General features: G+C 30.4%; 12 protein-coding genes. 6 read left to right on the forward strand and 6 right to left on the reverse strand.

Features of this window, described 5'->3' with window-relative positions:
- Nucleotides 1–204: 204 nt before the first annotated feature.
- Nucleotides 205–738 (forward strand): carbon monoxide dehydrogenase, encoded by a 534-nt coding sequence (locus ABE048_RS07790; protein WP_430310383.1) that lies wholly within the window; start codon nt 205–207, stop codon nt 736–738.
- Nucleotides 739–1067: 329 nt separating this feature from the next.
- Here ABE048_RS07790 and ABE048_RS07795 read toward each other — a convergent pair whose 3' ends face one another.
- Complete coding sequence (locus ABE048_RS07795; RefSeq protein ID WP_430310384.1) at nt 1068–1688, reverse strand: hypothetical protein; 621 nt, start codon at nt 1686–1688, stop codon at nt 1068–1070.
- A 469-nt stretch (nt 1689–2157) separates the two neighbouring features.
- Here ABE048_RS07795 and ABE048_RS07800 point away from each other — a divergent pair, with 469 nt between their 5' ends.
- Complete coding sequence (locus ABE048_RS07800; protein WP_430310386.1) at nt 2158–3186, forward strand: hypothetical protein; 1029 nt, start codon at nt 2158–2160, stop codon at nt 3184–3186.
- A 410-nt stretch (nt 3187–3596) separates the two neighbouring features.
- Entirely contained in the window at nt 3597–5075 is a 1479-nt protein-coding gene (locus ABE048_RS07805) for a hypothetical protein (protein ID WP_430310387.1), read from the forward strand.
- A 206-nt stretch (nt 5076–5281) separates the two neighbouring features.
- On the opposite strand, the gene ABE048_RS07810 is transcribed toward ABE048_RS07805, so the two are convergent.
- Nucleotides 5282–6382, reverse strand: a complete 1101-nt coding sequence (locus ABE048_RS07810; RefSeq protein ID WP_430310388.1) for a helix-turn-helix transcriptional regulator — start codon at nt 6380–6382, stop codon at nt 5282–5284.
- Nucleotides 6383–6770: 388 nt separating this feature from the next.
- Here ABE048_RS07810 and ABE048_RS07815 point away from each other — a divergent pair, with 388 nt between their 5' ends.
- The 3 genes from ABE048_RS07815 (at nt 6771) to ABE048_RS07825 (ending at nt 8267) form a co-directional block, all read left to right on the forward strand.
- Nucleotides 6771–7385 (forward strand): recombinase family protein, encoded by a 615-nt coding sequence (locus ABE048_RS07815; RefSeq protein WP_430310389.1) that lies wholly within the window; start codon nt 6771–6773, stop codon nt 7383–7385.
- A 130-nt stretch (nt 7386–7515) separates the two neighbouring features.
- Nucleotides 7516–7797, forward strand: coding sequence for a hypothetical protein (locus tag ABE048_RS07820; protein WP_430310391.1), 282 nt, complete (start codon nt 7516–7518; stop codon nt 7795–7797).
- A gap of 104 nt (nt 7798–7901) precedes the next feature.
- Nucleotides 7902–8267 carry a hypothetical protein gene (locus ABE048_RS07825; RefSeq protein WP_430310392.1) on the forward strand — a complete coding sequence of 122 codons (366 nt, stop codon included), beginning with the start codon at nt 7902–7904 and terminating at the stop codon, nt 8265–8267.
- A gap of 76 nt (nt 8268–8343) precedes the next feature.
- On the opposite strand, the gene ABE048_RS07830 is transcribed toward ABE048_RS07825, so the two are convergent.
- The 4 genes from ABE048_RS07830 to ABE048_RS07845 all read right to left on the reverse strand — a co-directional run bounded on the left by ABE048_RS07830 (nt 8344) and on the right by ABE048_RS07845 (nt 12158).
- Nucleotides 8344–8979, reverse strand: coding sequence for a hypothetical protein (locus ABE048_RS07830; protein ID WP_430310394.1), 636 nt, complete (start codon nt 8977–8979; stop codon nt 8344–8346).
- Nucleotides 8980–9009: 30 nt separating this feature from the next.
- Complete coding sequence (locus ABE048_RS07835; protein ID WP_430310396.1) at nt 9010–9252, reverse strand: hypothetical protein; 243 nt, start codon at nt 9250–9252, stop codon at nt 9010–9012.
- A gap of 318 nt (nt 9253–9570) precedes the next feature.
- Nucleotides 9571–10296 carry a hypothetical protein gene (locus ABE048_RS07840; protein WP_430310398.1) on the reverse strand — a complete coding sequence of 242 codons (726 nt, stop codon included), beginning with the start codon at nt 10294–10296 and terminating at the stop codon, nt 9571–9573.
- Nucleotides 10297–10931: 635 nt separating this feature from the next.
- The gene (locus ABE048_RS07845) at nt 10932–12158 is read right to left on the reverse strand and encodes a replication initiation protein (RefSeq protein ID WP_430310399.1); all 1227 of its coding nucleotides are present in this window, start codon (nt 12156–12158) and stop codon (nt 10932–10934) included.
- Nucleotides 12159–12498: the final 340 nt, after the last annotated feature.

The raw sequence follows: 12498 nt of genomic DNA on the forward strand, positions 1-12498 counted from the left end.
ATGCTCTTTTTACTGTTTTTTTTGAAATAATTGAATTGACATAAAAGAAGAATGTTCATTTTTAGACTTATTAATCAATTTTTATTTGTGCAAAAAAACTTTAATATATCTGCATTATTCTGACCTTTAGTGAAATACTTAATGAACAGTGTTTATCTCTAATGAAAGAAGTGTAAATTACAAATGTTAAAAAGAGTATATTATATGATAACTATTATTAGTATTATTATTTTATTTTCTGCTAAAGAAGAGATATATGCAAATCAACAAAATACACCACTACCACCTTCTCCTTCTTTTGAAGAAAAATTCGCTGAGGCGGGATATAAATCAGTAGAAGAATCTGTTAAGGAGTTCGAAAATTATTTTAATTGTGATGTAAAGTTACCCAGAGTTACGCCTGCTATTTCTTTCACACATAGATTCGGAAGCTTTTATGAAGATAAACGATATAATACGAATCATTCCTTAGATATTAGGTATGTAAATAAAGATGTAAGGGAAAATATTTATAAAATTGATATTCGCCCAATAAAAAATAAATTGAACTTTAAAGGTAAAGAAGGTAAAGAGTATACACTTCAAGATGGTGGAAAAGCTTTTTATTTTGAAAGTCACCAATTTAACTTTTTGGTCTTTGAAAAAAACGATTTACAATATCTGCTCGGTATTTATAGAGAGGTTACAAACGTAGAAATGCCAAACACATTAGTTAGAATAGCTAACTCGGTAGAATAATTTTCTAAACATTCTTAAGATAAAATAGGCAAAATATCTCGTCTTTATACCGTTGTAACTTATTTTAACATCACTTGAAGTAAATTAACTTACATTCTGTACTGATCTCCTTATGGTATGTAACGCGTAAAAGTAGCTGGTCAATATGAAAAATTTACAGATTGTCCTTCTTTTAAAAGTACATTCTGCATATCGAAAAGCTCTAAACATTTTAATTGCAGAATGTTATCTTCCTGAATGCGTTGAATCTCACAAGATACCCCCACTCAGAAAATCAATAAGTGAAGTTTTACACACTGAAAATTTTTGGAAAGAAAAAAAGACCGTAATTAACGATCTTTCCAATGCCTGATTACAAATGTATTTACTTTCTCTTTAAGACTTTTCGCTGGTTCTTTCACTTCTTGCACGATATATGATAACAATGTTGCCCAACTGACATTGTAATTTACATCACGTTCTATATACTCCATGATTTTCTTCAATTCTAACAGTTGGCGATCAGTGATGTTGGCTTGTAGATGCCTCTTGATGAAATTGTCCATAAAATACTGACTATGAAATGATTCATGGATTAATACGGCACAAGCCCTCGCTGGTCTTATATCTAAAGCTATAGCAATATCGTTTAAATCCTCGAATGTATCTGCTGTTAAACGTGTTTTCATCCTCACATAATTAACTCCTGTACTCGAATGTCCAACATGTTCCGCATTCCCATGACCGGGATACAATATATTCTTAAACCTAACACTACGAACAAAGTGTGGGGAAAGATCCTCTAATATTCGTTTACTCCTTAGAGCATGTATTGTCATTTCTTCTATAAGATCCATAACTGATATATCACTTATATCTGCTAGTCTATATACTGCGTTTTTAAAATCTGTGTGTACTGTCGGCTTTACATCACGTTTTTTATCGATGCGTGTTGCTCTATTCTCACCCATTTTTCACTCCCCTATCACCTAAAAGGAAAATTACGTTTGGGACTACGGACCAAGTCCCAAGGATAATTTATCATATGTTTAACTTTTGGGAGATATGTCCATAATACTTTCAAAGGCTAAAATAAGGACGGTGTTTTAAAATGGCAGCAAAAACAAAAGAACAGATTGCAAAAGAAATTCGAGAGCATGGTGAAAAAATGGGATTTCCTACTTTCCCAAAAAAGCCGAAAAAACCGAACATTAAAAAATAAGTGTACAGTAACAAATATTAAAGAGCCTTGCTACGATTTATACATAGCGAGGCTCTTTAATGTTGTTTTTGAAGCAAGCATTAGAATTAAGCTGTATTTAGTCTATTTTTAAAATCGAAAAAATTATGCTGTTATCATTACTAGATAAAAAAATTATATTTATATGAGATATTAATATTTTAAGTTATTATTTAAATATCTACTAAGGGAGGAATTTTATGGTGATGCTTAAATATTTAAAAAATATTATTGAAAAGATTGATTCACATCCCAATGATGCTGAAAAAAATAAGCTATTAAATGAGCTTAATCAATTATTAGATGAAGAACAAGTTTTGCAGTTAGCTAAAACAATGATGAATATGGCTGACGATCCTAATATCGTTGACCAAACAAAGCAAAATTCTTTAGAGCGAATTCAACGATTTGTTAGAGCGACTGCAAAACCAAACCAATTTCAGATTAAAAATGGACAACAATCGAAAAACTTCTTCCCATTCATAAAAAATGGACAATTTTTAAGAATGAACATTTCAGGTGTGGGCGGGGAATTAGACGACTATCATTACGTAATAGTGTGGGAAGTGCAAGACCGACGTGATCAGATGCTAGTTATCCCTACTACGAGCTTTAAACCAAATACTACAATTGAGTCCGGAATGAGGTTCAACATTGGACATATTGATTTTTTGAGCGAAGAAACTGTAATTTTATTAGATCAAATTACTAGTTTAAGTCGAAAAAAAATAAATAAACATAAATTTAAAGATCCTTCTAACTCAAGTATGAAGCCCGTTAAAATTTCTAAAGATCAAATAAATCGTATTAAAGAAGGATTTAGAATATTAGGTCAGGGAGAGATTACTTTAGCAAACTTTATTTTAGAAAAGACTCGTTCTTCACTACCAGAATTAATTGATTATCAAGTGCAATTTGCACATTTCCATTTGCCATTTAAAATAAGTAGTCTGACTGCAAATAAACTTGTCTATTATTTGTATAATGACGAAAACAATAAATTCGAAATCAATTTACACCCAACAAGCTTATCGAATACTGATCGTAAACATTTTATCCGTAGTTGGATTAATGCTACGGCTACATATGATTCCTCGATGCAACTAATTACTTCAAGGACCGATGCTCAATGGGCAGCATATCAAATCATGCAAACGCACTACATGCATCCAACCCCAGAAGAAAAAACAACAGAGGAAGACGAAAGAAAAACTGTAGGGAAGGCTTAACCTCTAATGGTTGTTTATAATAATTTTTGATAATTTAAGATAATCCTTGATAATTTAAGGTAATCCTTGATAACCTGTGGTAAGTAGTGTATATTAAAAATATAAATTACGCCTGTTGTGGGCTATATAAGAAATACTTAAAGGTCTGTTGTGGACTATATCGAAAAAACCCTAAACCATTAAATGTTTAGGGTTTTTTCCGTTAATAAAAACACAAAATTTGTTATGTTATTGTAGTTTCAAAATAAGGATTGATTTACCCCCTGTTGCTTTAAAATAAAATTTTATCAAATTGATACTAATAACCTTGATAATGTCATCCATAATTAAGTACTAGATGTATAAAAGGAAGTGGATTTAATTTGTATAAACAATTTTTTGATTATTGGAAAGCTCTCGAGTTCTCTACTATGAATGAATCAGATATAAGAGAAGAATTTATTGCACCATTACTAAAAGTTTTAGGGTATGGGGCAGGAACTATTAATAACATTATTAGAGAAAAAAGCCTTTCGTTAAACTCTCCGTACCATAGAGTAGGACGTAAACGAGTTCAAATTGACTACATCCCAACAATTCGATTAAAAAGCTTTTGGATTATCGAAGCTAAACCCGGTAATAAAAAAGAAATGGATATGGGTGATTTACTTCAAGCACACCTTTATGCAATACACCCTGAAATACAAGCTAGATTTATCGTTCTAATAAATGGATGGGAAATTAGAATTTTTGATTCACTAAAAGTTTCTAAATGGGATGATTACATAATTTCATGCAGCCAACAAAGTTCATTTGATGATTTTATGAAGCTTGTAGAGATTTTAAATAATAAAGATATGTTACGTTTTTTAAGACAACAAATTATGCAACAAATTGAAAATAGTTTTGAAGTTGAGCTTGATGAAAATGAACTTCAACTATTTTACTCTTCCCTTCATCGTAAAGAATACGATTTAAAAAAACAAATCCAAACTAATGCTAAAGAGTATAGAAATGCAGCTTGGAAGAGAAATACTGAAAAATACCAACAGGAGCTTGAAAGATTACCTTTAAATCTTTTGTTGGTTAGAATGGATATACCAGTTGACAAAACTGTAAAGACCTCTATAGAATACGCTAGGCGAATAATAGAAGCTGAAAAAACTGAGAGAATAAACCTAATAGATAAATTAGCTATGAATTGGAGGAGTAGAAATCACGCGATTTTTAAAGTTCATTCTTTAGATGTTTTGATTAGGCTATTAAGAAAAGGAATTGACCTTAAAGCTTCATCATACCAACATGGAATTATTGAATCTATAAATGAACTAGCTTTATTTAATATAAATTACGGCCTTCCCCATCCTCTTATGAATGCTCTATGTCACTTAGACAATTTAACCACTCGGATTGGCTATAAAATGGCTCATAAACTAGGAATGGAGGCTCTAACCAAAAAAGTAAAGAACGAAAAAGTATCTTTATCAATTGAAGATAAGCTAACTAATGAACCAACTGTTGCTAAAGAAATGCTCTCACTAGTAAATATAAGTTATGAAAATCTGTGGAGACTTTTTTCACATAAAGATACCCAAACTATCTGGAATGGAATCTGGTCACTTCAGTGCGTTGAGGAAAAAATAGATCAGCTACCTTTTAAAAATTATCCTGATGGTAAGCAAGATTTACTATTCTTTGAGTCTTATGGTAAGGGATTCGATATGCTTATTATGGGGACTTGGGACATCTTAAATTCAAACCTTAAACTAATCGAAACTACAGAAGGAATTTCACCTGAAGTATTAGAGTTTTCAAGATTATCACGAGAAAATGCAATGGTGAAAATTCCTAATCCAATGTCTCCGCCCCCTGGTTGGCAGTTTAATTTGGAGTCTATAATCGTAAATTAGTGATATAGTGTCTATGTCGTATAACGTTTGGTTACTATTTTATGTTATATCGGTTATATCTCTAATTTAAAAAGCAACCATCTATTTGTTTTCATATAGATGGTTGCTTAATTATACAATTTATTTTGTTTAGTACTTCCAATTTAATTCTTATTTCACTTTATTAATACAGTTCATCACAACTTGTATGTGACTTGAGCATTTTCTCAAAATGGATTTCTCCGACCCACTATTGGATAACTTGGTTCTACCTTTTTTAATGGAGTACTTAACCAACTAGAAAACCCTCTATTTGCATTTTCCTTTTCAATATCAAATCCACATGCCTCAAGAATGTATTTCAGTTCTGGTTGTTTTTCCACTGACTTGTTTTTATCAACATGTGAATCTAACCATAATTGCCTTCCAGAATAATCCCTAATGATTAATCTATAGGCCCCATCATTAAAACCACTTTGATTCGATGGATCAAAATAACCCTCGTCAATTGCCTGTTTTTTCTCCGAAAATAAGATAAATTCTGTTGGATGCTGAATGAAGGCCCAATATTTTTCTAGTACATGTAGGGAATTACTTCTTCTATTATATAGCTTGTCTTGCAACAAGGTCAGTCTACCTTGATGCCAATACATATTTGCACGAGCATTTTCTAAATCACCCGATTTTAATGTTGAACGAAAATCAAAGTCACTTTCTCTAACACTATGTTCCCATTCACCGTTCTCATTCTTTACATATTTAACTACTGGATAGTTAAATAATTCTTTTATTAAATCATTTGGTATACCTATAAGATTAAGCAATTCTGCAGATCCACGAGGTCCAGTTCCATCGTAACCACAATTACACCCCGGCAACCACATCTCATTACCATTAGAATCTCGAATAATCATATGTGGAGTCGATAAACTAATTAGATCACCATATCTATACTCGTACAATGGAAGAAAGTAGTTTTCAATGGCAGCATCTATATCATTTAAAAATATTTTCACTTGTATTATTGAACCTAATTGATCTATATATTTTTTAGCGTAATCAACATTATGAGAAGTACTCGATTCCTCACAAACAAACATTGGAGATTTTGGGTTTTCATAATGAGGAAGCATCCCCTTTCTCTCCATAAATTCCAAAACATCTTGCAAAAGATATACTGAACCATTCGCAGTGCTTTTAATTGGTACCAACTCACCTTCTTTCCGTAAGTTAGAAATATATTGTCTAGAAACATTTAGTTTTTCAGCAACTTCATGAGTAAGTAAAATATTTCTAGATAAAAAACCTTTATAAGGATTTTCTTTCATTTAACATCATTCCTTCCATAATTTTCATTTGTTTACAGCGTACAACTTAAGTTTACGGCTGTCAACAAAAAAACAAATATGTAATTATTCTATTTGCAATTATTAAACCGCACCAGTATTTTCAAAATTCTAATAATTAGTTCACTTTAAAGCGTTCGTTTTTGTGTACTTTTTCGGACACTCCACAAATAACTAAATTTCAAAATATATTTTGTTCAAAAACATATAAAATTACTTTTCGGACGTTCGTTATATTTCATATACTTTTATAAACACTTTTGATATAATAGATTTATAGAATTTGTAATTTAAGGGTTATGTATCCAATTTCGATGTAATAGTGGTTTAATATGTTCCACATATAAAAATTAGTTAAGAGGTGACTAATATGGACAATAGAAAATTTGGATACGTCAGAATTAGCTCAAAAGATCAGAATGAATCTCGGCAGTTAGAAAATTTAAAACAGTATGTAGACAACCGAGATATTTTTATCGATAAGCAATCCGGTAAAGATTTTAACCGTGAACAGTACCAATTGTTAAAAAGGATGCTCAGAAGAAACGATGTACTGTACATTCATTCGTTGGATCGCTTTGGCCGTAATAAAGAAGAAATACTAAATGAATGGAACGACATTACTAAAAACATTGGGGCTGACATAGTGGTACTGGATATGCCCTTGTTGGATACAACAAAGCATAAAGATAGTCTTGGTACATTCATTAGCGATCTTGTTCTTCAGATTTTATCTTGGATTGCTGAAGATGAACGTGAACGTATTAAAAAAAGACAACGTGAGGGAATTGATGCAGCACATAAAAATGGCATTAAATTTGGACGACCATCCATTCAAATTACAGATGAATTTATTGAAGTTTATAATGAATGGAAAAATGGGGATATCAAAGCTGTTGAAGCAATGAAGAAATGTAATCTAAAAAAGTCTACTTTCTATAAGTTAGTTAAAGAATATGAAGAAAGTATTGTCGTATCAAAGTAACCTACACGAAGTTTTAGTGATTAGATTTAGTGATATAGAATCTATGACGTATCACGTAGATTACTACTTTTATGTTATATCGGTTATATCGTTGAAAAAAATTGGTGAAAAATAACAAGAGGTGAGATATATGTCTACTTATATTGAATTGAACACATTGAATTTGAATACTCATGAACATTATCAGTTAGGCCGTTCGTTAATGCAATCCTTTGGTGAACGTACCAAAAATTCATTAAACTCTGTGGACCAATCATTATTCTCATTGTTTAAAACTGAATCTCAGAATGGCACATTAAATGAACCAGCATTTCGAAAAGGATTTTTGGATGAAGCTGTGAGAGGTAATCACAGTGTTTATGCAGCAACACAGTTGTTTCAATCAATTAATCACCTTGCTACTCTTTGCTAATTTTAAGATTATCAAGAAGATTTACTTTATTACAGAAGGATTAAGCGACACATTCAATTCCGAGTGTGGCCAATCGGAATTAAAACCAAAAGGAGAGTGTATTTATGAAAGGAAAAGATATAATTGAGCATTTAAACAATTATTCTTATGGTGAGTTGCAAGAATTAAAAAAGGAAATCATTTCTCTTTTGATCTTGGATAAAGAGAGAATAGATACAAATAAAAGTTGTTTTATTACCTCTAGGCAGAGCATATTTCCTATTGAAATTGACATTGTTGAAGAAATAGATGATGTATTAGAACGATTAAATCAGCAAGGGGATTTAGACAGCATAATCACAGGGGTAATACAGTTAGTTAAAGTAGATTCAATTATGGTGGGTTATTTGCAATCGGCTACATTCTATAAAGATTGGGTATCAAACAACTATATTGCCCAAATTAAAGAAAGTATTAAATTACCGTATTAGAGTCCACAATTAGTTCATCATAAAAGATACCTGAACATATTGAACAAAAAATTGAACAATATGTTCAGGTATTTTTTTAAAATCCTAAAAGTGAAATTGAATATTTCTTTTCTATCTTCTTATACCAACTAAGTGGTATCCACTTGAATCTTTTTGCATATCCTCTTATCATTTCACGTGCGTTAGATGCTGTATCCTGTTTCCACTCATTGTTAGCAACAATGAAGTCATAGTTTAATTTTCCATCTATATAGCCACCTGATAGAGCAGAATCAGTTTTGAATATTTCCGGATAATAATTGTATTTACCCTTCTCTCCTTCAGGGTTAAAATATTTTTTTAAGTCAACTGCAGTTGATTTGGTTAGTTGACAAGCACCTACATTGGCTCTTAATTCCCTAAAAGCAAAATGCAATGCTAACGTTGGGACTACCAAGCTCAATAAACTAATAATTTTCCCACATTCATTATATTTAGCATGTGTGAGTTCATGGGCTATTAGAAATTTACTCATTTGTCTATTATCTTCTTCAGCCCAAGTCTTGAATACAAGTTCATTAAAAGTAATCACTTTATTATTATAAAATCCGTTAAATGTAGAATCTCTCTTTTCCCTTACTACTTTTAGTTCATTGTGATCTACTCCAAGTTTTCCGCAGTAATCAATTATTAAGCTCTGCATTTCAGTAGGTATTTCACCTTTAAACTTCATTCTTACCTTCTCCTATTCCAACCTCGAAAATTAATTTTTCAAAAGCAATGAACGTAGTGAAATAACTTTAGCTTTTGGAATTAATTTTTCAAATTGCTCCGTCATTTTACAGCTATCTAAGTCAACCTCTCCCACAAAATCGCCTGTTTCCTTGCAATAGAAATAAAATGATCTTTCATTCGTTTTTGAATTACGTCGAATAATGTCGAAATTCATTCCCATGAATTCATTTAATATATCGGTATCTATAAGCTGTTTTTCTGTCATAATCATATTAACCTCTCCTTTTGTATATTTTAATAGCTCATTGTAGAGTTTTATAACTTTTTTACAATTCCTTATGGACCAATTCATTTTTATAAAATCTTGCGTGTTCAAAACGCATTTTGATTGAGAAATCATAATATTTAAACATTCTATTTATTCTAACGGTTAACATAATAATAAATTAAGCAAAAATATTTTGCAATTTTGAAATTAAGTTTAAAAAATAAGCTATTTAATTAAAAAAACCACCATTAACAGGTGGTTTTTTAAGATATTCTGAATTTTAATATTCCCTAACTGATATAAGTATAAAAATAATCGGATTTATCTTGCAGAACCAATCCAAGTATCATGCATGTAATAATTTCCTGTTGCTGTAAATCGTACTTCAATATGACCAGCATAATTTGATGCCATATTCAAATATTTATAATCTGCATCTGCTATTGCATCTTTTGCTGTAGCGTCAGAACTATAAATATCTCTATTTGTAATAGAACCAGACCATCCTAACCACGCTTCAGCACTTGCACTTGGAGGATCTTGAAAGCTAGTAATCTTTGAACCATTATATGAAAAGGCAGCACTTACAGTAATTCTAAATTGATCTACACCAAGTGTTCTTATTGTATATGAACCTTTAGCAGTTTTAGTATAAATAGGCTCAGCTAATGGTTGGATACCGGAACTAACAGAATTAGTAGCAGAATTAGGAACTTCTTCTACACTAGCCTCAACTGTAAATCCATTCCCCAAATCAATTGTTTGAGTTGGGTTTGTTTTAGAAACATTTAACTCTTTTTCTACTTTGTCATTTAATTCCTTAAATGTTGGTATATCAGATTTTTTTAATTTAATATGTTCTTTTGCATATCTATCTTTGACAGACTCAAGAGGGACAATTGGCTCATTTGAATATTTATCTACCTCAATTTTACTTTGGGTTTCTACTAAAGGAGTGGGGCTTGTTTCTGCTGCAATAACATTTGTGTTCGCTACAACTAATGACAATAGACCAACCGCGAAAATCGATTTAATTACTTTTTTCATTTACAAATCCTCCCTTTTCTATTTGATATTTCCATAATAAAACAATATCCATAAAAAGTAAAGATAGTAAATATTGTTTAAATATAATATTATATAACTAATGAATGGAGGGAATATATGAAAACAATAATCTATGGTATATGTATCATTTTTTATCTAACTGGATTATTAGTGTTAGTGAACTTTTTATTTAAATTTCAAAGTATAACATTCAAAAATGCGTATTATTCCTCACTTTACCCATTTTTAGGGCTGTTCCTGTTCGGGTTCTATATATCTTTATTTAAGCTATTCAAAAAAGTAGACGAACCAAATATTAAATTTAAAATAGGTAAGGTAAATAAAATGTTATATCTAATAGTCGGAATAATCATTCTTCTCCTTTTATTAATCAAAATAAACTTTAATTCATATGATTTAACGGTATTCTTAGCTTTTATTGGATATGGCATTTCATTAGCATCGGGTTATCAAATGATTATAGTGAAAAAAATTGAAACTAATAACAATTAACAGGTTAGATTTTTTAGATTAATATAAGAAAAAAACAAGAAAGATGATGCGAAATTTCAATTCACATCATCTTTCTGATTCAAAAATTATTAAGATAAAACAAATTTTTACTTTCTATACTTCTAATCTTCTTTATCCCACTTCTTCATTACTTCTTCCATCTTAGCATTATAACTACTTTCAGCACTTGTAGCTGCAGTTTCAGCCTGAGCCTTAGCAAGTTCTTTTTTCTTCTGAGCCTCGATAAACCAATCAGGTAAGTTTTGCTGAGTATTTTCTGTTTTTTTACGAGTATTTTTCTGATAGTTCTTTGGTTTTAAGAGACTTTTAAAAGAACCTTTGCCTCCACTTTGATGTAATTTTAATAATTCTTTCACCTTAAATTTTATAAAACCTATTGGATTTTCTATGTTACTTTCGGGTTCATTAATGTATTTAATTAAATACATAAGTTCTGTCTCAATATCCTTGTCAAATATTGATATTAGCTCATTATAAAATCCGAAGAATGTTATACCGTCAAAATCGTAGCCTTCAGCTTTTTCATTTATTCGTAATCTCATTTCTTCCATTTTCATAAAATCTTTTTCAAGTTCAGAAAGATTATCAACTGAAGATTCTGTATCTCTTGTCTCAATAGATTGAACTTCTTTAGTATTTAAGTTTTCTCTAATTTTAAAGCGTAAACTTTTTACGGATCTACCTTTCTTTATTTCCTCAAAAGAGATAAAAACATCGGTTTTTTCGTTCAATTCAAAAATTACGTCATTCAACAATTGTTTTAATTGGGAATATCTTTTATAAGACTTCGCAATAGCCCCCATCTTACCTCTGAGTTCTTCCAGTTCAATTATTTTCTGTGTTTCTTCAATACTAGTTACTTGCCATTTCTTCACTAACTCGTATAATCTAATTGCGTAAACACTATGTAAAGATAAAACATATTTCAATCTATAACTTGTAAACTTTTTTAATTGTAAGAGATATGGTTTCAATTTTGGCTGAAATGATATGTTCATTATTGCTTCGCCTTCTATGTATTCAACACTACTCAGCCAGTTTGTTACAAGATAACGTCCTTCTTCCAAAGGAATTTCAACTGTCTTACCAACAATTTCATGAATCGTTTTCTTTATTGGATGATAAGAAGATCTTTTATCTATTTGCATTAGATCACAATATTCTTCTATTGTTATTTGATATTCTTTGAAATCTTCATCGGTTGGTTGCATAGTGCTAACAAGCATAAGTATTAATTTTTGCTCTCTAAGAGTCAGAGGCTTTTTCTGTCGTGCCTCTATAAGATCATGGCTTTTTGTAACTAAAAAGTTCTCATATTTATTATCCATGTAATTTCCTCCACTGTTACCTCGTTACCAATATCATAATACAAGCAAAAAAATTAATCAATTTTAAAATGTAAGTAATTATTTTTGCACTTACATTTAAACGTTATTTTTCTTACATTTATCATTATTTTTCTTACATTTAGATATAAATAATCAAAAAAACGTTGAATTTACAGTGTTTATATCGCTTTTTTATATTTAAAATTTACATAGAATTCCAAAACATTATTATTCTTACCTTAACGTTATATTTCCTACCTTTGACGTTATTTTTCTTACATTTAACATTATATTTCCTACCTTTGACGTTATTTTTTTTACGCTTAACGTTATATTTCTT

The sequence above is a fragment of the Rummeliibacillus pycnus genome, assembly GCF_050459865.1.
In the GTDB taxonomy this organism is placed as follows: domain Bacteria; phylum Bacillota; class Bacilli; order Bacillales_A; family Planococcaceae; genus Rummeliibacillus; species Rummeliibacillus pycnus_B.